The 23,651-nt window shown below is 73.9% G+C and carries 13 protein-coding genes; 5 read left to right on the forward strand and 8 right to left on the reverse strand.

Features of this window, described 5'->3' with window-relative positions:
- Positions 1 to 6: 6 nt before the first annotated feature.
- The 3 genes from WMF20_RS07440 to tsaA form a co-directional block, all read right to left on the reverse strand.
- A complete protein-coding gene (locus tag WMF20_RS07440) occupies positions 7 to 2,310 on the reverse strand; it encodes a sulfatase (protein WP_437611882.1) in 2,304 nt (767 codons plus the stop codon).
- Between the two features lie 570 nt (positions 2,311 to 2,880).
- Positions 2,881 to 3,354, reverse strand: coding sequence for a response regulator (locus WMF20_RS07445; protein ID WP_437611884.1), 474 nt, complete (start codon positions 3,352 to 3,354; stop codon positions 2,881 to 2,883).
- A 287-nt stretch (positions 3,355 to 3,641) separates the two neighbouring features.
- Positions 3,642 to 4,064 (reverse strand): tRNA (N6-threonylcarbamoyladenosine(37)-N6)-methyltransferase TrmO, encoded by a 423-nt coding sequence (tsaA, locus tag WMF20_RS07450; protein WP_437617087.1) that lies wholly within the window; start codon positions 4,062 to 4,064, stop codon positions 3,642 to 3,644.
- Between the two features lie 784 nt (positions 4,065 to 4,848).
- On the opposite strand from tsaA, the gene trpD reads away from it, so the two are divergent.
- Genes trpD through trpA form a run of 4 tightly spaced genes read left to right on the forward strand, consistent with a single transcriptional unit; the run spans position 4,849 to position 9,444 of the window.
- Positions 4,849 to 5,892, forward strand: coding sequence for an anthranilate phosphoribosyltransferase (gene trpD / locus WMF20_RS07455; protein WP_437617088.1), 1,044 nt, complete (start codon positions 4,849 to 4,851; stop codon positions 5,890 to 5,892).
- Positions 5,885 to 7,378, forward strand: coding sequence for a bifunctional indole-3-glycerol-phosphate synthase TrpC/phosphoribosylanthranilate isomerase TrpF (trpCF, locus tag WMF20_RS07460; RefSeq protein ID WP_437611886.1), 1,494 nt, complete (start codon positions 5,885 to 5,887; stop codon positions 7,376 to 7,378). Before trpD ends, trpCF begins: the two co-directional genes overlap by 8 nt.
- A 51-nt stretch (positions 7,379 to 7,429) precedes the next feature.
- Positions 7,430 to 8,623 carry a tryptophan synthase subunit beta gene (trpB, locus tag WMF20_RS07465; protein WP_129573682.1) on the forward strand — a complete coding sequence of 398 codons (1,194 nt, stop codon included), beginning with the start codon at positions 7,430 to 7,432 and terminating at the stop codon, positions 8,621 to 8,623.
- Positions 8,620 to 9,444 carry a tryptophan synthase subunit alpha gene (gene trpA, locus WMF20_RS07470; protein ID WP_437611889.1) on the forward strand — a complete coding sequence of 275 codons (825 nt, stop codon included), beginning with the start codon at positions 8,620 to 8,622 and terminating at the stop codon, positions 9,442 to 9,444. The genes trpB and trpA overlap by 4 nt, the downstream gene beginning before the upstream one ends.
- Before the next feature lie 106 nt (positions 9,445 to 9,550).
- Here the strand turns inward: trpA and WMF20_RS07475 are convergent, their stop codons facing one another.
- Positions 9,551 to 13,144: a POTRA domain-containing protein gene (locus WMF20_RS07475; protein WP_437611891.1), complete on the reverse strand. Its 3,594-nt coding sequence runs from the start codon at positions 13,142 to 13,144 to the stop codon at positions 9,551 to 9,553.
- 323 nt (positions 13,145 to 13,467) lie between these two features.
- On the opposite strand from WMF20_RS07475, the gene WMF20_RS07480 reads away from it, so the two are divergent.
- Entirely contained in the window at positions 13,468 to 14,271 is an 804-nt protein-coding gene (locus WMF20_RS07480) for a phosphate/phosphite/phosphonate ABC transporter substrate-binding protein (RefSeq protein ID WP_437611893.1), read from the forward strand.
- A gap of 17 nt (positions 14,272 to 14,288) precedes the next feature.
- On the opposite strand, the gene WMF20_RS07485 is transcribed toward WMF20_RS07480, so the two are convergent.
- The 4 genes from WMF20_RS07485 to WMF20_RS07500 all read right to left on the reverse strand — a co-directional run bounded on the left by WMF20_RS07485 (position 14,289) and on the right by WMF20_RS07500 (position 23,526).
- Positions 14,289 to 18,776, reverse strand: coding sequence for a translocation/assembly module TamB domain-containing protein (locus tag WMF20_RS07485; RefSeq protein ID WP_437611895.1), 4,488 nt, complete (start codon positions 18,774 to 18,776; stop codon positions 14,289 to 14,291).
- Positions 18,777 to 18,810: 34 nt separating this feature from the next.
- The gene (locus tag WMF20_RS07490) at positions 18,811 to 19,923 is read right to left on the reverse strand and encodes an endonuclease/exonuclease/phosphatase family protein (protein WP_437611897.1); all 1,113 of its coding nucleotides are present in this window, start codon (positions 19,921 to 19,923) and stop codon (positions 18,811 to 18,813) included.
- 94 nt (positions 19,924 to 20,017) lie between these two features.
- Positions 20,018 to 21,691 carry an energy-dependent translational throttle protein EttA gene (ettA, locus tag WMF20_RS07495; protein WP_129573686.1) on the reverse strand — a complete coding sequence of 558 codons (1,674 nt, stop codon included), beginning with the start codon at positions 21,689 to 21,691 and terminating at the stop codon, positions 20,018 to 20,020.
- 203 nt (positions 21,692 to 21,894) lie between these two features.
- Positions 21,895 to 23,526, reverse strand: a complete 1,632-nt coding sequence (locus WMF20_RS07500; RefSeq protein WP_437611899.1) for a lipopolysaccharide biosynthesis protein — start codon at positions 23,524 to 23,526, stop codon at positions 21,895 to 21,897.
- Between the last annotated feature and the right edge of the window lie 125 nt (positions 23,527 to 23,651).

Here is a 23,651-nt window from a genome sequence, read left to right on the forward strand (position 1 = left end):
CGTAGATTACTGCGCGGGGGACTCGAAGGCAGACAACTTTTCGCGGAGCCGCGCCACGTCGTCGGCGCGCTCGTCGGACAGGTCGCGGGTCTCCCGGGGATCGCGCTCGAGATCGAACAGGAGCATCCGGTCGCGCTTCTTGCGCTTGAGGACGAGGAGCTTGAGGTGACCGTCGACGACCGCCGCGCGGCGGGCGGTGCGGGCGAACACCGGTCCGCGGGGCGCGCGGTCCGCGCCGGCGACGATGGCGGCGAGGGAGCCGCCCTCGACGGCCGCGGCGTCCGCGCCGCCGAGGTCGAGGACGGTGGGCGCGATGTCGATCGTGCTCACCGGGTGCGGGTAGCGGCCGGGCGTGGCGCCGGGGAGGGCGACGACGAGGGGGACGCGGATGGCTTCCTCGTAGAGCTCGACCCCGTGGCCGACGGAGGCGTGCTCGCCGAGGCCCTCGCCCTGCGCGCCGTGGACGATGATCGCGGTGCGGCCGGCGCGGGGGCCGCTGGCCACGGCGTCGAGCAGGGCGCCGAGCTGCCGGTCGACGTAGGCGATCTCGCCGTCGTAGGCGGCCGTCCTGCCGGCGCCGAAGCGGATGCCGGGGTGGCTGAGGTAGCGCTCGTGGGCGTCGAAGAGGTGGAGCCAGAGGAAGACCGGCTGGGCGCGCTGGGCGTAGCCGTCGAGGAGCTCGATGGCCTTCTCGACCGCGAGGTGGCCGGTCGCCTCGCGCTCGGGGTGGGCCTCGCCGTAGACGGTCTCGAAGCGGTCGAACCCCTGGTCGAAGCCGCGCTCCTGGCTGATCCACGTGAACGAGCTGACCGCGGCGGTGAGGTAGCCGGCGCGCTTCATGCGCTCGGCGAGGGTGTCGTTCTCGGGCAGCAGCGTCGGCCACGCGCGGCGGTCGCGCGCCGCCCGGTTGAGGCGGCGGCCGGTGACGATGGGCGCGATGGCCCGCTGCATCTCGCTCGAGGCGGCGTAAGCGCGCTCGAACAGCACGCCGCGGGCCGCGAGCTGGGCGAGCCGCGGGCTCGTGTCGCGGCCGTAGCCGTAGGCCGACGTGTGGTCGGCGCGCACCGTGTCGAGGGTGACGAGGAGGATGTCGGGGCGCCCCGGCGCGGACATCGCGGCGGCGGCGGGGGCCGGCGCGGCGGTGGCGGGCGCCGCGGCGGCGGCGGGGGCCGCGGCGGCGGCGGGGGCCGCGGCGGCGGCGGACGCCGCGGCGGCGGCGGCCACCACGGTGGCGGGGGAGGTGGTCCTGGTCAGGACGGCCGGGACGACCGCGCCGCGATCGTCGCGCGCCGCGGGCGCGGCGGCGTCCGCGGGCGCGGCGGCGTCCGCGGGCGCGGCGGCGGTGGCGCGCGCCGGCGCCGCCGGCGCGGCCGGCGAGGCGCTGGCGGGGGCAGGCAGGCCCGCGAGCGCCCGGGCGGGCTGGGAGGCGTCGCCCTGGGCCGCATCGCCGCAACCCTGGTCGATGCCGTCGCCCGGGATGTCCGGAGCGCCGTGGTACCGGGTGGGGTCGCCCTCGTCGCAGTCGAGGCCGCCGAAGTGCGAACCCATCCCGTCGCCGTCGCGGTCGGTCCACCGCTCGAGCGCGCCGAGGAGGGTGGCCGCGAGGCCGCCGCCGGCGCGGACGGCCTGGCCGAGCGCGGGGAACGACTCGACCCGGGCGGTCGCGGTCATGAGGACCAGGGCGGCGAGCGGGACGCCCGCGAGGCCGGCGACGCGGCCGACCGCGGCGCTGAGGTCGACGCTGGAGACGAGCGCGGTCGCCACGAGCGCGATGGCGCCGTCGACGATGGCGGCGCGCACGGCGGCGCCGGCGTCGCCGGGGGTGCTGCCCGCGAGGGCGGCGAGCGGCGCGAAGGCGGCGACGAGGGGCAGGACGCCGATGGCGGCGCCGGCGACGGCGAGGATCCACGGCTTCACGCCGCGGGCGGCGAGGCGGTCGCCGAGCGCGACGAGGCGCTGGGTGAGGAGCGCCGCGGCGGCGACGCCGGCGAGGCCGAGGACGCCGAACGTCGCGCCGGCGAGGCCGCGGTGGTGGGTCGTCGCCTTGAGGAGGGCGGCGAGGGCGGCGAGCACGGGCACGGCGACGCCGATCCACAGCGCGACGCGGAGGACCGCGAGGCGCTCGCCGCCCGCGCCGACGATGCCGCGGAAGCCGCGGCCGGCGGCGCGCGAGAGGATGATCGCGAGCGTGACGAGCGGGAGCAGGACCGCGGTGCCGACGAGGAGCCCGTCGAGGAACGACGCGCCGGCGCGGGCGGTGCGCAGCGCGGTCGGGACGGCGGAGAGCGACGCGACGCCGAGGCCGAGCACGCAGGCCTCGCCGAGGCGGGTGGTCCAGGCGCTGCGGCGCGGCGGCGGGGGGGCGGACCGCGCCGGCGGAGGGGCGGACCGCGCCGGCGGCGCGCTCGGGCGGGCGGGCGGACCGCTCGGGGATCGCGGCGGGACGCTGTCATGGGCGCCGGCGGCGCTCGGCGGCGGGGGACCTGGTTCGGCGGTGATCATGGGCACACTGGGGGGAGGGCCGCGCGGGCGCCTCGCGAGGGCCTATCGCGCCTGGCCGCGAGGTCGTGCGCCCTGCAGAACGGGGGCCTACCATCGGTGCACGGAACCGGAAAGTATCCTGCGGGAGCGGATGGGCTGGGGGCGGCGGGGAGGGGAGCGATCGAGGTCGGGCGCCGACCTGCGGGAGCCCAACCCGGGTCGGGGAGCTCAACCCGGGTCGGGGAGCTCAACCCGGGTCGGGGAGCTCAACCCGGGTCGGGGAGCTCAACCCGGGTCGGGGAGCTCAACCCGGGTCGGGGAGCTCAACCCGGGTCGGGGAGCTCAACCCGGGTCGGGGAGCTCAACCCGGGTCGGGGAGCTCAACCCGGGTCGGGGAGCTCAACCCGGGTCCTCCGGCGCCGGCCGCGCCGCGATCACCCGGCTCATCACCCCTCGCAGCGCGTCGAGGTCGAACGGTTTGTCGAGCACCGCGGCGGCGCCCAGGGAGCGCGCCAGCGTGTGGGTGGAGCTCTCGCCGAAGGCGGTGATCAGGACGATGGGCGGCCGGCGCCGCACCGCGGACAGGCCCGCGAGCACCTCCATGCCCGTGAAGCACGGCATCTGGATGTCGCTGACGATCGCGTCCACGTGCGCAGGCGGCTCCCGGCCGGAGAACCAGGGGAGGAGGTAATCGAGGAGCTCCAGGCCGTTCTTCGCCTCGACGACCTCGAAGCCGTCACACTTCAACGTGGACGCCAGCAGTGCGCGCATCTCGTCGTCATCCTCGGCCACGAGCACCCGGCAGCCCGCGCCATACCGGTCCGCGGGCGGAGGGGGCGGCGGATCGCCGACCCACGGGTCGATGAGGCTCATGCACAGCTCCTTCCGCCAGCCATCCCGTGCCGACGAGGCCGGCGAGCCCACGCGCATTGCACGTCGTATGCCTCGTGCCGCCAGGCCCAGGAGCCTGCTCGAACAGGGGAGTTTTGCCCCACCCGGGGAGGTTCGGGACGCCCTGCGTGGACGGGCTCGTCACGGTCGGCGCGCTGGATCCCACGGCGCGGGTCGATCGCGGGCGCGCGGCGGCGAGCTCGCGGATCTCGACGCTCGCGCCCGGCTGGAGGTCGATCGGGCACGAGGTGCGTTCGACGTGCGGCCCCTCACTTCAGGACCGGCTTGATGTCGACGACCGGCGTTCCGTCGATGGCCTCGATGGGCCCGACGCGGAGGCGGTCGCCCTCGATCGCGCGCACGAAGACGGGGTGGAGGCCGAGCGGGTTCGGTCGGTCCGGCGATCGCGTCGCGAAGACGCCTGTGAGCGGGTTGCTCGTGTCAGAGCGCGGGTGGACCTGGAGGACGTCGCGGCGCGCCTCGTGAAGCCACGTGATGAGGAGGATCTCGTCGCCAGCGACGAGGCCTTTCAGCGCCTCCGCCGCCCACGGGTGCACCTCGACCCACGCATCGGGCGCGCCCTCCGAGCCCTGCCTGGGCGCATCGCCGCGGCTCTTGAGCGCGGACCGGATCACGCCGACCGGACGCAGCTGCGCTCCGACCGACGCCGCCTCCATCGCCACGGTGCTCATGTCCCAGGGAGGGAAGCGAGGCGGCTCGAGGAAGTCAACGGAGAAGCGCCCGCTCATCGGGTGTGCGATGGGCTCGGGTTGACGATGCAACCCCCGAATCCGAATCGGCCAACCGGAACAGTGTCGACCATCGAATTGCGTGGTCGCTTTGAGCGGCCTGAGAGTGGTCTTGTCGTCTCGGTTGTCCGCTGGTTCGTGTTCGATTGAGCCCGACGAGCGTTGTGGCCACCGCGGCGCCGTGAAACGTGCGCATCCACCACGTCCTCGACGGGAGCTGTCTCGCGCGCCCGCGCCCGGACCCCACGGGCGTCCGTCGCGCCGCTGGGCAACCGCGCGCGGGAAGGAAGGCTGCCGGCGGGAGGCGGGCCGGTCGACAGACAAGACCGGCAGAACCAGCGAAGCGGAAACCGCCGCGAACCCGCTTGACCCCCCGCGCGACCGCAAGCTATGTTCCCCGCATGCCCAGCGCGTTCACCGCGTCCTCCGCTCGCTCCGGCTCCGAGGCCTTCGTCCTCGGCGCAGCCCGGCCGCGCGGGGCCGCCCACGTGAGCTCGCGCGTGGCCGGGCTGCGCTGGTGGTGCTGGTGCTGTACCAAGGCGGGCCCTAGCGACGGGTAATGCGCTTCCCTCCCGGGAGGCCGACCTGAAGATAGAAGAAAGAGGGCCCGCCGAACAACGGTGGGCCTTTTCGTTTTTGTCCGCTATGCAGGGCGCCGCAGTCCGACGCTCGAATCCCGAGGAGCAGTGTCTGCCGGAACGACCGTGAACATGAGGAGCGAACCATGATGCATGCAGTCATCGACGCGCTCTGCGCGGGGGTGGACCTCTCCGCCGAGCAGGCGGAGGCGCTGTTTCGCGACGCGTTCGCGGGAGCGCTGACCGAGCTCGAGCTCTCCGCGCTGCTGGTCGCGCTCAAGGCGAAGGGCGAGACACCCGTCGAGGTCGCGGGCGCCGCGCGCGCGCTCCGGGGTGCCGCGGCGCCGTTCGCGCGGCCGGCCTACGCGTACGCCGACTGCTGCGGCACCGGCGGAGATGGGCAGTGCACCGTCAACGTGTCGACCGCCGTGGCGTTCGTGGCCGCCGAAGGGGGGCTGCCGGTGGCCAAGCACGGCAACCGCTCGGTCTCGTCCCAGTGCGGCTCGGCCGATGTCCTCGAGTCGCTCGGCGCCCGGCTCGACCCGCCGGCCGAGGTCTCGCGCCGCGCGCTCGACGAGGTCGGCTTCTGCTTCCTCTTCGCGCCCCAGTACCACGCGGGCATGCGCCACGCGATGCCGGTGCGCCGCGCCCTCAAGGTGCGCACGATCATGAACCTGCTCGGCCCCCTCGTGAACCCGAGCGCGCCGCCGATCCAGGTGATGGGCATCTACGACCCGGCGCTCGTCGGCCACGCCGCCCGCACGCTCGGGATGCTCGGGTGCCAGGCCGCGCTCGTCGTGCACGGCGGGGGCCTCGACGAGATCGCCCTGCACGCCCCGACGCGCGCGGCGCGGCTCCGCGACGGGGTCGTCGAGGAGCTCACGATCGACCCGTCGGACGCCGGGGTCTCGCCCGCGCCGCCCGAGGCGCTCCGGGGCGCCGGCCCGGCGGAGAACGCGGCGTGGCTCCGCGATCTCCTCGCCGGCCGCGGCGAGCGCGCGCACCGCGAGGCCGTCGCCATCAACGCGGGGGCGCTGCTCTGGATCGGCGGGCGCGCCGACAGCCTGCGCGAAGGGACGGCCTCCGCGCTCGACGTGCTGAGCTCGGGTCGCGCGGCCGAGCGGCTCGCGCGCTTCGTGGCGCTGAGCCGGGAAGCGTCCCAAGAAGCGCGCAAGGAGGCGAATCATGGCTGAGAAAGGCAATGTGCTCGCGCGCATCGTGGAGCGAAAGCGGGCGGACGTGGCAGAGCGCGAGCGGCGCACACCGCTCGCCGGTCTCAGGGCGAACGCCCCGCCCACCTCGCGGAGCCTCCGGCGCGCGCTCTCCGCGCCGGGGGCGCGGTTCATCCTGGAGTGCAAGAAGGCCTCTCCGTCCGAGGGCCTCATCCGGCCGGACTTCGACCCGCACGCCGTCGCCGCCGCCTACTACGGCGTCGCGGACGCGGTGAGCGTGCTGACCGACGAGCCCTTCTTCCAGGGCAGCTTCGAGATCCTCCAGGCCGTGCGCGCGGTCCTGGACGTCCCGATCCTCTGCAAGGACTTCGTCGTGAGCCCCTACCAGGTGGTCGAGGCGCGGGCGCACGGCGCGGACGCGATCCTGCTCATGATGTCGGTGCTCGACGACGCGACCGCGCTCCTCTGTCTGGGCGCCGCCGAGGCGCTCGGCATGGACTGCCTCGTCGAGGTCCACGACGAGGCGGAGCTCGACCGCGCGCTCGCGCTGCCCGCGCCCGTGATCGGGATCAACAACCGCGATCTCAAGACGCTCAAGGTCGATCTCGCCGTCTCGGAGCGGCTCGCCCCGCGCGTGCCGCGCGACCGGATCGTCATCGCCGAGTCGGGCGTCGAGTCGCGCGCCCACGTGGAGCGCCTCGCGCCCTCGGTCGACGGCTTCCTCGTCGGCACCTCGCTCATGCGCAGCCCCGACATCGCCGACGCCGCCCGCGCGCTGGTGAACGGCAGGGTGAAGGTCTGCGGCCTGACCCGCCCCGGGGACGCGCGCGAGGTGGAGCGGCTCGGGGCCCGCTTCGGCGGCCTCGTCTTCGCCGAGGCCTCGCCGCGGCGGGTGACGCGCGAGCAGGCCGAGATCGCGATCGCCACCGCCGCAGGGCTGGCGTTCGTCGGCGTTTTCTTGAATCAACCCGCGGACTTCGTCGCCGATACGGCGCGCGCGCTCGGGCTCCGCGCCGTGCAGCTGCACGGCGACGAGGACGCCGCGTACGTCGAGGGGTTGCGGCGCGCGCTCCCGGAGGGGTGCGAGGTCTGGAAGGCGGTCCCGATGGCGCCGTCCGGCGAGGCGGCCGGCGCCGCGGGCGCTGCCGGCCAGCCGGGCGCCGCCGGCGCATCCGGCGCGGGCGCCGAGGTCGAGCGCCGCGCCGATCGGCTCGTCTTCGACACGCGCACGGCCGAGGCGCGCGGCGGCACCGGGCGGACGTTCGCGTGGAGCGCGATCGAGGGCCACCCGGCGCGGGGCCGGAGCCTGCTCGCGGGCGGGCTCACGCCGGACAACATCGCCGCGGCGCGCCGGGTGGGGACCTGGGCGCTCGACGTGAGCTCGGGCGTCGAGCGCGCGCCCGGCGAGAAGTGCGCCGAGCTGCTCGCGCGGCTGTTCGACGCCGCGCGCGGCCCCTCGCGCCACGACCCTGGCCCCGCGGCCCCGGCGGACCGCGCGTCTCCCTGAACCCCATCTTCCACAACGCACCACGCACCATCGACGATCGAGGCAATCACCATGCAGCAAAGCGGCCGCTTTGGCGCCTTCGGCGGCGCCTATGTCCCGGAGATCCTCGTGCCCGCGCTCGAGCAGCTCGAGCGCGCGTACCTGGAGGCGCGCGGCGATCCATCGTTCGCGGCGGAGTTCAACGCCTTGCTGACGAGCTACGCCGGGCGCCCGACGCCGCTGACCCTGTGCCGCAACCTGACCGGCGACCCGCGGGTGAAGGTGTACCTCAAGCGCGAGGACCTGCTCCACGGCGGCGCGCACAAGACGAACCAGGCGCTCGGCCAGGGGCTGCTCGCGCGGCGCATGGGCAAGCGGCGGCTGATCGCCGAGACCGGGGCCGGCCAGCACGGCGTCGCCACCGCGATGATCGGCGCCCTGCTCGGGATGCCCACGCGCATCTACATGGGCGCGAAGGACGTCGAGCGGCAGCGGCTCAACGTCTTCCGGATGCGCCTCATGGGGGCGGAGGTGGTGCCGGTGAGCTCGGGCACGCAGACGCTGAAGGACGCCCTCAACGAGGCGCTGCGCTACTGGACCGAGAGCTACGAGGACACGCACTACCTGATCGGGACGGTCGCCGGGCCTCACCCGTTCCCCACCATCGTGCGCGACTTCCAGTGGGTGATCGGCCGCGAGGCCCGCGCCCAGATCCTGGAGATCGAGGGGCGCTTGCCCGACGCGGTGGTCGCGTGCGTGGGCGGCGGCAGCAACGCGATGGGGATCTTCTCGGAGTTCATCCCGGACAAGGGCGTGGCGCTCGTGGGCGTCGAGCCCGCCGGCCACGGCCTGTCGACCGACAAGCACGGCGCGACGCTGCTCAAGGGCCGGCCGGGCGTGCTGCACGGGTCGGAGACCTACATCCTCCAGGACGAGCACGGGCAGGTCGCCGAGACGCACTCCGTGTCGGCGGGCCTCGATTATCCCGGCGTCGGGCCGGAGCACGCGCACCTCATGACGTCGGGCCGCGCGACGTACGTGGCGGCGACGGACGACGAGGCGCTCGACGCGTTCCAGCGGCTCGCGCGCAGCGAGGGCATCATCCCGGCGTTCGAGTCGGCGCACGCGGTCGCGCACGCGCTGAAGATGGCGGCGGAGGCGGCGCAGGCAGGGCGAGAGACGGTGCTCGTCGTGAACCTGTCGGGCCGCGGAGACAAGGACATGGAGCAGGCGCAAAGGCTGCTCGATCCCGGGAGGTCGGCATGAGTCGGGTGGCGGTGAAGACGCGCTACGATGGCGCATTCGAGCGGCTGCGGCAGCGGGGCGAGGGGGCGTTCATCCCCTTCCTGATGCTCGGGGATCCCGACCTCGCGACGAGCGCGCGGCTGCTCCGCGCGGCGGTGGAGGGCGGCGCGGATGCGATCGAGGTCGGGATCCCGTTCTCGGATCCGATCGCTGACGGCCCGACGGTCCAGGCCGCCGCCGTGCGGGCGCTCGCGGCCGGGGTGCGGCCGCCCGACTGCATCGAGCTGCTCGCGCGGTTCCGGGCGGAGGCGCCGGAGGTGCCGGTCGGCATCCTGACCTACGCGAACCTGGTGAAGCACCGCGACCTCAAGGGCTTCTATGCGTCGGTGGCCGCGGCGGGGGTCGACAGCGTGCTCGTCGCCGACGTGCCGGTGAGGGAGTCGGAGCCGTACGTCGCGGCGGCGCGCGCGGCGGGCGTGGCGCCGGTGCTGATCGCGCCGCTCAACGCCTCGGAGTCGACGCTGGAGCTGCTCGCGGAGCGGTGCGGTGCGTACACCTACTGCGTCACGCGCAAGGGCGTGACGGGGGCGGACGAGCAGCTGCGCCTCAGCCATGGGGGGCTCTTCGAGACGCTGCGTCGGTTCGGCGCGCCGCCCACGATCCTCGGGTTCGGCATCTCGAAGCCCGAGCACGTGCGCGACGCCCTCGCCGCCGGGGCGTTCGGCGTGGTCAGCGGGTCCGCGGTCGTGCAGCGGGTCGCGGCGAACCTCGGCGATCCGGAGGCGGCCGCGCGCTCCATCGCGAGCTTCGTCCGCGAGATGAAGGCGGCCACGGCGCGCTGACAGGGGCGGCCGCCCGCGCCCCCCGAGGCTCGACCTCGGTCGGGTCGGCCGGCGCCCCCCGAGGCTCAACCTCGGTCGGGTCGGCCGGCGGCCGCGACGCCGCCCGTCAGAAGAGCCCCACGGAGAAGTGGAGGGCGCCGCCGATCTCGTCGAGCTCTTCGCGCGGGGCCAGGTTGAAGCCGTAATCGAAGGCCAGGGGGCCGATGGGCGTGTTCACCCGCAGGCCGGCGCCGAGCCCGTAGCGGAGCCGCCGCGGGTCGAGGTTCACGTTCCTCGCCTGGATCCAGAGGTTGCCCGCGTCGAGGAAGAGCCCGAGCTGGAGCAGATCGGTCAGCGGAATGCGCAGCTCGGCGCGCGGGTTCACCATCACCGTTCCGCCGCGGGGGATATCGTCGGTCGAGACCTCGGCGTTCGGGCCGAGCGCCTTCCTCGCCTCCTTCAGCCCGTCTTCGGGGTACAGCGACTCGGCCAGGTGGGAGCGGAGCGAGTCGACGCCGCCCATGAAGAACAGGCGGTCCGGGTACGTCCCGCTCTGGGCGACGAGCGGCTGGATGTACCCTCCGGACAGGCTCAGCGCGAGGGTGAGCCGCGACCGGGGCGCGAGGGGGATGTAGCCCGAAACGCGGCCCGTGAACCGCAAGAAATGGCTCTCGGGGAAGCTCGATTGGGCCCTCGCCGAGGCGAACGCGTCGAACGCGTCGACGTGCTCGATGCCGCCGGAGAGGAGGAATCCCCGGGTCGCGGCGAAGGGGGTGTCGCGCGTGTCCCAGGACGCATCGATCCGCTGCGCCAGGGCGATCGTGCGGCCCTCGGGCATGCGCAGCTGATCGAGGATGTCCCGCTTCTCGGTGCCCACGGCGCCCGGGAAGAAGCCGACGTCGTTGATCTCGGTCGAGACGGCGAGCTGCGTCGTGATGGCGCGCCGCGGGCGATAGGTGAGCGCGGGGATGAGCGCCTGCTTCGTGAAGCCGAAGTCGAGCTGGTTGTCGCGCACGTCGATGCCCGACAGGGACAGGCTGACGAGCGGGCCGAGGCCGATGTCCGGGAGCGTGACAGAGATCGTGTTGCGGCGCTCCAGCTGATCGTCGTCGTCGAGCTCGTGGTAGTGGCGCTGCGCCGCCGGGTCCACGACCATGAACTCGAACAGGTAGCTGAGCTGGACGCGCATCGTGAGGCCGATGGCGAGGCCGCCGATGTTGCGGTGTCCGTACTCGAAGGCGAAGCGCACGCCCTCGCCGGTCGAGAACCCGATCTGCGGGTTCAGGTACTGCGGCAGCTGCTCGACCACGTGGATGATGACCCGCTTGTTCTTCTGCGGGACCTCCGGGTCCTCCAGCGAGATGGACACGCTGGAGAAGGGGCCGAGCGTGGCGATGCGCTCCTCGCTCAGGCGCGCCTGCGACTGCCGGAACGGCGCGCCCTCGCGGAGCAGCACGCGGCGGAGGATCAGCTGCTCGTCGGTCCGGACGGCGCCCTTGACGACGATGCCGGTGACCATCACCCGATCCCGCTCCGACACGATGAACCGCGCGCGGGCGCGGGTGCGGTCGGGCGAGGGCTCGATGGCCGTGCGGACCTCGGCGAACGCGTACCCGAGGTCGCGGTAGGCATCGAGGATGCGCAGCCGCGCGGCGTCGAGGTCGAGCGTCGAGAGCGGCTGGCCGACCTTCAGGTCCGCGACCTGGCCGAGCCAGCGCTCGCTGAACGGCCTCTCCTCGGCGCAGAAATTCCGGTCCCGCTCGCTCAGGCCGGGCTGGCCGCAGAAGCCCTTGTTCCCCTCGAAGGCGAGATCGTAGAGCCGCGTCTGCGGACCGGGGTGGACCGGGATGCGGAGCGTCACCTCGGGGGCGCACGCGATGTGCCGCGCGGGGTCGGGCCGGCAGGTGAGGGCGGCGGGGACGGGCGGCTCGGGGACGGGGAGGCCCAGCGCGTCGGTGCGGCACTGGGCCGTGACGCGCTCGGTGACCGGCTCGGGGATGCAGGCGCCCGGCGGAGAGCGGCGCGAGCAGGTGGCGCGGAGCACCGAGACCGGACCGACGACGGCGTTCAGGTAGCCCTTGCTGAAGTAGAGGTCGCGCAGGTGCTTGAGGGCGCGCTCGTAGGTCTCCTGCGCGTACGTCATCGCCGGGATGAGCTCGACCGGCTTGGCCCGGCCGCCGGCGCCGCGGGTCGGGCCGAACAGGTCCGAGATGCCGCGCGGGTCGGGCATCGAGAAGGCGTCGGCGCCGGGCAGGTCCTCCTCGAGGAAGCTCTCGATCTCGCGGCCGAGGTCGTCCGGGCTGAGGTCGCCGGTGAGGCAGGGGAAGACGCGCTTCGTGACGCGCACCTGCTCGTGCTCGCGGATGGTGAAGGTCAGGTGGCGGACCGGATCCTCCGGCTTGCCGCCGAGCGACGGGGTGACCTTGGCGTCGAGGAAGCCGCGGGCGATGTAGAACGCGGTGAGCCGGTCGGCGAGATCGTCCGGCTTCGTCTCGGTGGTCTCGCCGAGGCCGAGCGCGTCCTCGAGGGCGTCGTCGTCGAAGGCGCGGTTGCCGTCGAAGGCGGGGACGATGCGCGCGCCCGGGTCGAGGTAGACGTAGAGGTAGTTGTTCGGGCCGACCGCGAGGACGCGGTGGGAGACCTCGGCGTCATGGAAGCCGCTCCGGCGGAGGAGCTCGGCCATCTCGCGGTCGGCCTCGGCGAGGGCGGGCTCGTCGACGCGGGCGCCGACGCCGAGGCGGTAGCTGTCCTTGAGCGCGCCGAGCTCCCGGCCCGCGCGCGGGTCGACGACGAAGACGCGCTGGGAGACGACGCGCGGGGCGCCGGCCTCGATGTCGAGGGCGAGGACGATCTGCGACCGATCGTCGGTGTCGACGGCGCGGACCGTGACCGCGGCCGCGGGGTAGCCGTGCTGCGCGTAGAACGCGCGGATGCGGGGGCCGATCTCGGCGAGGGCGGCGGCGGTGATCTCGCCGTTCTCGGCGATGCTGGCGGCCTCGAGGGTGTCCTGCCGATCGAGCGCGCCGCCGGTGATCTGGATGGTCGCGATGAGCCGGCGCGGGACGACGGTGATCCGGAGCGCGGCGCCGTCCGGCAGGAGGTAGGCCTCGGCCGACGCGCGGGCGAAGTTGCCGGAGGCGAGCAGCTCGCGCATCGCGCGGCGTGCGGCGTCGGGGCTGAGCGGCTCACCGAGCTCGACGCTGGTGACCGGCGAGACGATCACCCAGCGGTCGCCCAGCGCGGCGACGTCGATGCGGACGATCGGCTTGCCGACGAGCTCTCCGAGGGCGACCGGCTGCTGGAGCGACGGCACGTCGGTGGCCTCGGTGCCGGCGTCGCCCGGAGGCCCGGCGCGCTCCGCGGGGCTGGCCTGACCCGGGTTGGGGTTCGGCTGGGCCGGGTTGACCTGACCGGGGTTGGGGTTGCTGACCTGACCGGGGTTGGGGGTCGGGTTGACCTGACCCGGGTTGGGGTTGCTGACCCGACCCGGGTTGGGGCTCGGGTTGACCTGACCGGGGTTGGGGTTGCTGACCCGACCCGGGTTGAGGTTGGGGTTGCCCCGACCCGGGTTGACCTGAACCTGGTTCGAGCTGCCAGCGTCCTCCTCGTCAGCCTGGGCCACGCGCACGGGCGCCTCGTCGGCGCGCGCGGGGACGGCGAGCACACCGAGCGGCAAGAGGCCGAGCGCCAGGGGAATGAGGACGGAGCGGAAGCGAGCCATCAGGCGCGGAGCGCCGGGGCACGAAAACGAAATGAACCGGCGCCGGCGTGCACGAGGAGCGCAGCGTAGCCCGGTTGGGCCGCGTTTTGGCAAGAGGCCGCCCGCGCGGCCACCTCGCCGCCGCGCCCCGCGCCGCCGCGGCGCGCCCGCCCCCATCCGCCCGTCGCCGCGCCCCGTTCGCGCCCCAACACGGGACGCGCGAGCTCCAGCGCCCCGGAGGCCCAGGCCCGACCCGATCGACGCCTCGAGGCGCCGAGGTGCGAGACGCGGGGCTCTCGGCGGGCGGACCTCGTGCTAGCGTCGCCGCCCGTGCGAGGCACCGGATGAAGGACCTGGCGATGCTTGTCGGCGCCGTGGCGCACGACCTCAAGGTGGTGACGCTGTGGGATAGCCTGCGCGAGCACTTCCGAGAACATGGAATCCTGATTGATTTCGCGCTCTTCTCTACCTACGAGCGCCAGGCGGAGGCGCTGATCCGCGGGCACATCGACGTCGCCTGGAACAGCGCCATCTCGCACGTGCGGGTGAAGCGGCACACCGAGGGCCGCTCCCGCTCGCTCGCCATGCGCGAGATCGACCGCGACTTCCACAGCAAGCTCCTCGTCCGTCGCGACGCCGCGGTCGGCGCGCTCAGCGACCTCGAGGGCAAGGTCCTCGCGGTGGGGAGCGCCGACTCCGCGCACGCGCGCATCCTGCCGCTCCACTTCCTCCGGCAGGCGGGGGTGGCCGTCGACAAGATCCAGCTCATGCCGTTCGAGGTGGACCTCGGTAAGCACGGGGACACCGCGACGAGCGAGGTCCAGGCGCTCGCGGCGCTGCACGAGGGCAAGGCGCAGGCGGCCGCGGTCGGCGACGCGGTGTGGCTGGCCGAGCAGGCGAGCGGCCACATCGACCTCCGCCGGGTCGACGTCCTCTGGACGACGCCGGCCTACGACTTCGCCATGTTCGACGCGCTGCCGGCGCTGCCCGAGGCGAAGGCCGAGGCGTTCCAGCGCGCGCTGCTCAGCATGACCTGGAAGAACCCGAAGCACCGGCGCATCTTCGAGCTCATGGGCCACAAGCAGTGGGTGTCCGGCCGCGACGACCGCTACGGCGCCCTCGACGCGGCGCTCGCCGCGCCCGCCTGACGGCCGCCGCCCGGACGTCACTCGAACTCGAGCCGCCACCGGAGGTCGGCGCCCACGTTGCCGAGCGGCGAGCTCGTGGCGTCGTTCGCGTTGTCGTACGACCCCTGCACGCTCATCCGGTCGCTGAGCTTCACCTCGACGCCCGCGCGCACCTGGCTGCCCTGCGAGAGCCCCGTCGTGACGTTGGCCCGCACCGCGTCCGTGATGCGCTTGCCCAGCGTCACCGTCGGCTCCGGCGCGCCGTTCTTGGACGAGTAGCCCGTGCCGAAGCGGAACTCGTCGATGATGGGGACGATCGTCTTCACCGCCTTGTCCGCGCCGGTCAGCGACGAGAGCGCCTCGAGGCCCATCGTCTCGCCGAGCGACGACACCACCCCCTGGTTGAGCTCGGCGCGCGTCATCCCCAGCGTCAGGAGCAGGACGATGTCCTCCTGGCTGAGCGGCGGATCGCTCGTCAGGTTGAGCTGCAGGTTGTCGGCGTCGCCCTGCGCGTGCAGCTTGATGCGCCAGTGCCCGCTCGCGTTCGCGCCGGCGCCGATGCCCGCGCTCGCGGCCGACGGCGCCTCCGCGCCGGAGTCCGCCGCGGAGCTGCTCATCGCCGTGTAGCGGCGGTACTCGCTCTCGGCGCGCACGTCGACCTTCGGGGCGATGCGGAACGGGTCGTCGAAGCGGACGTAGCCCTCCCGCACGTTGAACTCGGTGCTCCGCAGCATCAGCTTCGAGTCGGGCAGGATGCGCAGCGACCCGCGCGCGCCGAAGCGCTGGTTCGTGCCCGAGAGCTCGAGCCCCGTGGGCGAGACCTCGAGCCGCATGTCCGCGAGATCGTTCGAGAAGTGGAGCGGGTTCGGCGACAGCACGACCACGTTGAACCGGACCGCGTCGGCCGCGGGGTCGTAGGTCTGCACCGTCGTCCGCTGGCGGCCCGTGAGGTCGCCGAGGTCCATGCTCATCAGGATCGGGCGCGTGTAGTTGAACGACGTGAGCGTGATCTTGCCCTCGACGTGCGGGAGGTTCTTCTCGCCCGACGCGTCGTCCTCGACGCCGGGCTGGAAGCGCGCCACGAGGTTCGCGTTCGCGGTGAGGTTCACCCCGTCCGCGACCGGCAGCTTCACGCCGGTCGCCACGATCGAGGCCGTCGCCATGCCGAGGTTCAGGCCCCGCACCGGCATGTTCCCGACCGCGCTCACCGTGCCCGTGCCGACCCGCGCGGTCGCCCGCGTGAGGCGCACCAGATCGTCGTCGATCGCGATCTCCACGTCGATGTCGTCGAGCGACACCGGCAGCCCCACGACGTCGAGCTCCCCCTCCTTGAGCGTCGCCGAGCCCGCGTAGCGCAGCCCCTGGAGGGGCCCCGTGATCCGGACGTCGGCCTGCACCGTCCCCCGCGCGTGCCGGATCTGCGGGATGTCGGCGCTGAGCCGCGCCAGCTTCGTCGGGCTGACCCGGATCGCGACGTCGAGGTCCGGCGCGGTGAACACCCGCTTCACCTCGCCGGACGCGGTGAACGCGGCCGACAGGCGCGAGGCGGTGTGCGCCTCCATGTGGAGCTCCGGCACCGTGAGCGCGTTGCCCGCGAGGCGGATCGGCCCGCTCGGGGCCGTGAGGTGCACCCCCTGGCCCTCCCGCTCGAGCTTCAGCGCGCCCACCGTCAGCGTGAGCGCCGCCTGCTTCGGATCCGCGAGCGGGAGCCGCTCGATGTCGAGCGACGCGGTCAGCGTCCCCTTCGGCGTCGCCGCCGAGAACGCGACGCCCGGGATCAGGTTCGCGAGCGTGCCGAGGTCGAGCGCGTCCATGCGCGCCCTGCCGTCCACGATCTTGCGCTGCTGGCGCGTGACGCGGACCCCCTCCAGCGCGACCTGCCCGCCGAAGAGCGAGCCGTTCGCGACGAAGGAGCCGTCGGGCAGGTCGCGCTCGAACTCCGCCGGGTCGAACGGCGCGCCGACCGGGTTGCCGCAGATCGGCGTCCTGCCGAGGACCTTGGGCGGCTTGTCCTGGGGCACGATCGTGAGCTCGACGCGCGACGGGGGCAGGCTCGCGTGCGAGCGCCGGATGCCGATGCGCGAGACGTGGACGTCCGCGAAGCCGGCCATCCTGCTCACGGTGCCGCCCAGGCTGGCGACGAGCGACACCGAGCCGTCGAACAGCGACCCCGCCGGCCCGAGCGCGTCGATGCGCGTGAGCGGGAGGCCGCTCGCGATGACGCTCCCCTTCAGCGCGCCGCCGTGCGCGACGGACACGCTCGCCAGCACCGAGCCCGTGCCCTTGCGCAGCGACGCCGAGCGGACGTCGAGCCGCATCCCGTCGCCGCCGGCGGCCTGATCGTCCCAGATCAGGTTGAGGTCGACCTCGCCCTCGTCGAAGCGCTCCTCGAGCAGCTCGATGCCGCTGAGCCGCATCCCGGCGCTCACGGCGAGGTAGCCGCCGCCGCAGCGGTCCTCGCGGCCGCCCAGCGCGAAGTGGGCCCGCGCCGTCCCGCTCGCGGTCGCCTTGTAGGCCGCGAACCGCGGATCCTTGTCGAGGCGGAGCATCTCGAGGAGGTCGCGCGCGCCGAGGTGCGGCGCCTCGCGCGTGTCCACGGCCGCGTCCACGACCACGATCCCCGACGAGCTGTCGAGCGGGCGGCCCTTCGGCAGGTTGCCCGCCGGGTCGAAGTCGACCTTGAGCGACGGGACCCGCACGCGGCTCGCCCCGTGCCGCACCCGCGCGTTCTCGAGCGTCACGGCGAGCGGCTCGAACGCGACCGGCGACGGCTCGAGGTCGCCGACCGGGAACCCGGCGAACACGAACTTCTCGATGCCGACCTCGCCCTTGAGCTTCGGGTGCGCGTAGGAGCCGTGCATCGAGGCGCTCAGCGACGCCACGCCGGCGAGCTCGAGCGCGGCGAGCGGCGAGACCTCGGCGAGATCCACGCGCGAGCCCGGGTGGACCTCGACCCCGAGCTGGTCGTTGAAGCCGAGCGAGACGGTGGCCCGGAGGTGCGAGCTCGGCGTGTCGACCGAGAAGCCGGAGAGCACGACGGCGTTCGGCCGCACCTGGAACGAGCCGCGGACCGCGCCCTCCTTCACGCCCATCAGGCGCTGGCGCGCCGGGTCCTTGGTCGGGCGATCGAAGATGTCGAACCCGCGCGTCTGCACGGCGAGCGGGCCCTCGAGGGAGAGCGGGACCAGCGTGCCGCCGAAGCGATCGAAACGGCCCTCGCGCAGCGTCCAGGCGACGTGCGCCTGCGGGTGCACGCCGAGGTCGCGCAGCAGGCCGGGTAGCTCGATGTCGGCGAGGTCGATCGGCCCCGCCTGGAGCGGCATGCCCTTCTCGAACGGCTTGATCTCCGCGCTGGAGATCTTCAGCGTGCCGTCGGCCCAGGCCACGTCGGCGTCGGAGAGCTGCACGGCGTCGGGCGTGGTCGAGAGCTTGCCCGAGAGGCGCGTCACGAAGACCCGGCCGTCGAGGCCCGGCTGGTCGAGCGCGAGCGTCCCCTTCACGCGCGGCAGCGCGAGGCCGAGCGGCGCGGCCGCCGCGTCGTACTCGGCGTCCACGTCGATCGCGACCGAGCCGGACGCGGGCGGCAGGCTGACGAAGCGGTGCACGATCGGCACCGGCAGGCGCGCCCGCACGCGGCCCTCGATCCGGTGGGGCATGCCGCCGCCGAGGCCGACGGCGCGGAGGGCGCCGAGCTCGAGCTCCACCCGGCGCCAGTCGCCGCCCTGGAGATCGCACGGCGGCGCGGTGCCGGGATCCGGATCGAAGTCGGCGGCGCCCTCCAGGATGAGCCGGCGGACGAGGGCGCGGTCCGGCTCGACGCTGATGCGCGTGTCGAAGCGGCAGATCACGTCCTCGTCGACGCTGTCCTCCTCGGCCTCGCGGCCGGGCGCGGGGTGCGTGTGCACGACCGAGGCGAGGCCGGAGCGCATCGCGATCTCGAACACGTCGGACGGCTCGGCGGAGACGTCGACGTCGACCTCGCGGGCCTGGACGCGGACGTTGTCGATCGTCAGGTCGACCCGCGCGTCGGTGATGGCCACCGAGGAGAGCGGCGCGCGGTCGAGCCCGCCGCCGCTGCTGCTCTTGCCGGTCTCGGGGAGCTTGAAGTTGCGGAGCTCCCCGTCCTTCACGACCGCGCGGACGCGCGGCCCGATGATCTCGACGTCGCCCGCGTCGATGCGCCCCGCGAGCAGCGAGAACAGGCGCGGGCGGATCGCCACGCGCTCCAGCTCCAGGAACGGCGCGCCGCCGTCCGAGGAGTCGACCACGAGGCGGTTCAGGCCGACCATGAGCGGCCAGGCCTGGACGCGCACGTCGTAGCGGGCCGTGATGCCGAGCTTGCTCTCCAGCAGCGCGGCCGTCTCGGCCGCCGCCCAGGCCCGCACCGTCTCGGTGCGCACGAGGAAGCCGACCGCGAGCGGGACCGCCCCGATCACCGCGAACACGACGCACAGCACGCGCACGGCGAGGCGCCCCCAGTCCCGGCGGGCTCTCGGCGGGGAGCCCTTTCTCCTCGTGCCGTGCATCGGGGCGCAGCTTAGCTGATGCGCGGTGGAACGCTTACGTGGGCGGGGTGATCCTGTATGCGGAAAAGATTGGCGCGTGGTCGCTCGCGTCCTCGATCGACGGCCCGTGGGGGATCCGGATCGAGCGCGGGTCGAGCATCGGCCAGAGCAGCGGGTTGACCATCTGGTGGTCGATGAGCTCTAGCTGTCCGCGGAAGTCATACGTCCACTGGTCCGCGGGCCGCGCCGCGGCCGCGACGTCCTCGAACGCGCCCGGGCCGGCGCCGGCGACGGCCTCGACCGGGGGGGAGCCGGGCACGTCGTTGAAGTCGCCGAGCACGGCGATCACGGCGGTGGGGCGCTCCGCGGCGAGCGCGTCGGCGATGGCGCGGGTGTGCTGCGCCTCGGCGAGGCGCCGGTCGGGGTCGTCGGGCGCCGACTTGGCCTTGAAGTGGACCCCCAGCAGGATGACCTCCCGGCCGCCCCGGGTGAGGTGGAGCTCGAGGCAGTCGCGGGCGAACGTGTACACGGGCCCCGATGTCCCGCGCAGCGTGAAGCGGTCGTCCCGGTGCGAGACGACCTTGTCGAAGGGGATCTTCGAGAGCGCGCCGACGTCGATCCCGCGCGGATCGTACGCCTCGACAAGCGCGGCATGGGGGTACGCCCCGCCGAGCTCGATGCGGTTCAGGTCCTTGAGGACGCTGAGGTGCTCGACCTCCTGGAGCACCGCCACGTCGGGATCGAGCTCCTCGATCACCGCCGCGATCGCCTCGCGCTTCTCGCGATACTCCGCGGTGCTGAGCACGATCTCGCCGCCGCCCTCGGTGTCCTCCCGATCGTTGAAGAAATCCTTTGTGTTCCACGTGACGATCGAGAGCGGCGCGGCCTCCGGCGGCGGGTCGACCGGCCCGGCGTCGCCGTCCGAGCCGCCGGCGCCGTGGCCGCCCGAGCCGCCGACGCCGTGGCCGCCCGAGCCGCCGACGCCGCTCGCGCCCCCGCTGCCGGCGCCGCCCTCTCCCGCGGCCCCGCCACCGCCCGCGTGCGACGCGGACGCCGTGAACGGCGAGCGGATCTCGGCGGCGTCCCGGCAGCCGGCCACGGCCGTCGTCGCGACCGCGGCGGCCACGCCGAGCCATGCGCACCACGCGCGAAGGGGGCTCCGGACCATGCGGGGAAAGAGCTAGTGCGGGCGCCCGCGTCACGCCAGCTCGGAACCGTGCTCCGAGGGTGGTGCGCCGCGGGCGGCCGTGCTCTGCGCCACGTCAGCTCGCGGTGAGCTTGCGGTAGCGGATCTTGCGGGGCTCGGCGGCGTCGGCGCCGAGGCGGCGCTTCAGGTCGGCCTCGTAGTCGGCGTAGTTGCCCTCGAACCAGACGACCTTGCTGTCGCCCTCGAAGGCGAGGATGTGGGTCGCGATCCGGTCGAGGAACCAGCGATCGTGGCTGATGACCACGGCGCAGCCGGCGAAGTTGAGCAGCGCCTCCTCGAGCGAGCGGAGCGTGTCGACGTCGAGGTCGTTCGTGGGCTCGTCGAGCAGGAGGACGTTGCCGCCGCGGCGGAGGAGCTTGGCGAGGTGGAGGCGGTTGCGCTCGCCGCCGGACAGGTCGCGGACCTTCTTCTGCTGGTCGCTGCCGGCGAAGTTGAAGCTCGCGACGTAGGCGCGCGAGTTGACCTCGCGCTTGCCGACGACCAGGCGGTCCTCGCCGCCGGAGATCTCCTGCCAGACGCTGTTGGTCGGGTTGAGGGCGTCGCGCGACTGGTCGACGTACGCGAGCTCCACGGTCTCGCCGATGCGGAGCGCGCCGCCGTCGGGCTGCTCCAGGCCCATGATCATGCGGAAGAGCGTGGTCTTGCCGGCGCCGTTCGGGCCGATCACGCCGACGATGCCGCCGCGCGGGAGCGAGAAGGTGAGGTCGTCGATGAGGACGCGATCGCCGAAGCCCTTGCGGAGGTGGTCGGCCTCGACGACCACGTTCCCGAGGCGCTTGCCGGCGGGGATGGCGATCTCGTTCTCCTCGACCTTCTTCGACTTGTCCTCGGCGAGGAGCGACTCGTAGGCGGCGAGGCGGGCCTTGCTCTTGGCCTGGCGGGCGCGCGGGGCCATGCGCACCCACTCGAGCTCGCGCTCGAGGGTACGCTTGCGCGCGCTCTCCTGCTTCTGCTCGAGCTCGAGGCGCTTCTTCTTCTGCTCGAGCCAGCCGGTGTAGTTGCCCTCGTACGGGATGCCGGCGCCGCGGTCGAGCTCGAGGATCCAGCCCGCCACGTTGTCGAGGAAGTACCGGTCGTGGGTGACGGCGACGACGGTGCCGGGGTACTCGTGGAGGAAGCGCTCGAGCCAGGCGACGCTCTCGGCGTCGAGGTGGTTTGTCGGCTCGTCGAGGAGCAGGATGTCCGGCTTCTCGAGGAGGAGCCTGCAGAGGGCGACGCGCCGGCGCTCGCCGCCGGAGAGCTTCGTGACGTCGGCGTCGGGCGGGGGCAGCCGGAGGGCGTCCATGGCGCGCTCGACGACGCGGTCGATCTCCCAGCCGTTCGCGGCCTCGATCTTGTCCTGGAGCGCGGCGTACTCCTCGAGGAGCGCCTCCATGTCGGGGGGCGACTCGCCGAGCTTGGCGCCGATTTCCTCAAAGCGCTGGACGAGGGAGCGCACGTCGTGGACGGCCATCTCGACGTGCTCTTGCACGGTCTTGCCGGCCTCGAGCTGCGGCTCTTGGGCGAGGTAGCCGATGCGGATGCCGTCGGCGGGCTTGGCCTCGCCGAGGTACTCCTTGTCGACGCCGGCCATGATGCGGAGCAGGGTGCTCTTGCCGGCGCCGTTCGCGCCGAGGACGCCGATCTTCGCGCCCGGGTAGAAGGAGAGCCACAGGCCCTTGAGCACCTCCTTGTTCGGGGGGTGCACCTTCCGGACATCCTGCATCGTGAAGATGAATTGAGGCGCCACGGTATCTCCTGCGTGTGCGAGCCCGGCGGGCAGACGGGAGCGGGGAAGGGCGAGCGCCGGGTCGACCGCGCGTCGACCGAGCGGGCTCCGGCCGCGTTCGGGATCGGGGAGACCCGCGTATGCGAGATTGCCGGCTGTCGGTCAAGAGGCGTCGACGGCGGGCGTCGGGGGCGGCGCTGGCGGGGCGGCGATCGCCGCTCGGCTCATACCGGGCGGCCTCTGCGGCCGAACGCTTGCCGCAGGACGGCGAGGTCGTCCCGGCCGACCTCGCGCGTGGCGACGAGGAGGGCGAGGTAGACGAGGGCGACGGCGATCGCCTCGCCGAGCACGGCGATCTTGCCGAGCCACGGCAGCCGCGCGCCGACGGCGATCGCGGCGGCGAGCGCGAGGCCCACGCGGAGCGCCGTCGCCGCGGGGACGAAGCCGCCGGCGGCGCGGTGGAGCAGGGCGCCGGCGACGACCGCGGCGGTGGCGAGGGCGAGCGAGGTGGCGGTCGCGGAGCTCACGAGCATGTCGGGGCCGAACGGCGCGCGGGGCACGGAGACGGAGCAGCCGACGGCGACGAGGAGGACCGTGGCGGCGGTGAGCGCGGCGGCGGTGCGCTCGCGGTGGAGGCTCGTGAGCGCGGCCGAGGCGACGCCGAGGATGGCGAAGGCGCCCATGCCGAGGGAGAGGACGCGGAGCGTGTCGCCGCCGCGGCTCCAGATCTCGACGGGGAAGGCGAAGCGCAGCACGTGGGGCGCGAGGCCCGAGATGGGGGCGACGAGGAGGCCGGTGAGCAGGAACGAGAGGCGCACGCCGGTCATGGCGTAGCGGCGGACCGCGGCGCGATCGTTCTCGGCGTGGGCGCGGGCGAGCATGGGGAAGAGGATGAAGGTGACGGAGAGGAGCAGCTGGTAGGGGAGGAACGCGAACAGCTGCGCGCCGCGGTAGACGCCGATGAGGTCGTCGGCGGCCCTGGCGCCGAGAGCGAGGCCGCTCGTGGCCTGGCCGAGGAAGCGGCGCAGGAGGAAGAAGTCGGTCTGGAGCAGGAAGTTGAGGAAGGTCTGCGAGACGGCGAGGGGCAGGAGGAAGACGAGGTGCTCGCGGATCGAGGGGCCGGCGTTGCCGGGGCGGCCGAATCCGGTCTTGAGGGCCGCGAGGGGGACGATGATGGCGGCGGCGGCGACGAAGCCGGCGATGGCGCCGAGGACGCCGCTGTGGCCGGCGCGGAGGAAGAGGAGGGCGCCGGCGGCGATGCTGGCGGTGCGGAGCGCGCCGTAGCCGACGTCGAAGCCGGCCTGGGTGAGGAACCGCCGCTGGCCGTTGAGGGCGCCGACGAGCGGGGCGTAGAGGCCGTAGAGGAGGACGACGAGGGCGGCGAGGCGGAGCGGGCCGGCGACGTGCGGGGCCTCGGAGAAGTCGGCGATGGCGCCGGCGAGGAGCGCGAAGGCCGAGGAGACGGCGACGGCGAGGACGGCGTGGAGGGCGAGGGTGCGGCGGAAGGCCTCGGCGGCGTCGCGGTCGGCGACGCTGGAGACGGCGCGGGAGACGCCCTGGATGCCGGTGGCGACGATGACGTTGTTGACGACGCCGACGCCGGCGAAGACGACGGAGACGGCGCCGTAGCCGTCGGTGCCGAGCAGGCGGGGGAGGATGAGCTGCTGGACGAAGCCGAAGACGATGAAGGAGACCTTGGCGCCGGCGATGGCGAGGCCGCCGCGGCCGGCGGAGCGGGCGGCGGAGGGGGCGGGAGAGGGCGCGGCGGGGGACGGGGCGGCCTGCGCGGGGTCCGGAGGGGCCTGCGAGGGGGCGGAGGCTTCGGGCGGCGGGAGGGGCTCGGCGGCGCGCGACACGGCGCGGTTCTCGCAGAAGCACGCCAGGCGGGCAATCTCGCGGGAGCGGGCGAGGGGGAAGGCGGAGCGCGGGCAGGAGGAGAGGAGGGGAGGGAGCGGGCGAGCTCACGCGCGTGTCACCAAAG

Source organism: Sorangium sp. So ce834 (genome assembly GCF_051521425.1).
In the GTDB taxonomy this organism is placed as follows: domain Bacteria; phylum Myxococcota_A; class Polyangia; order Polyangiales; family Polyangiaceae; genus Sorangium; species Sorangium cellulosum_D.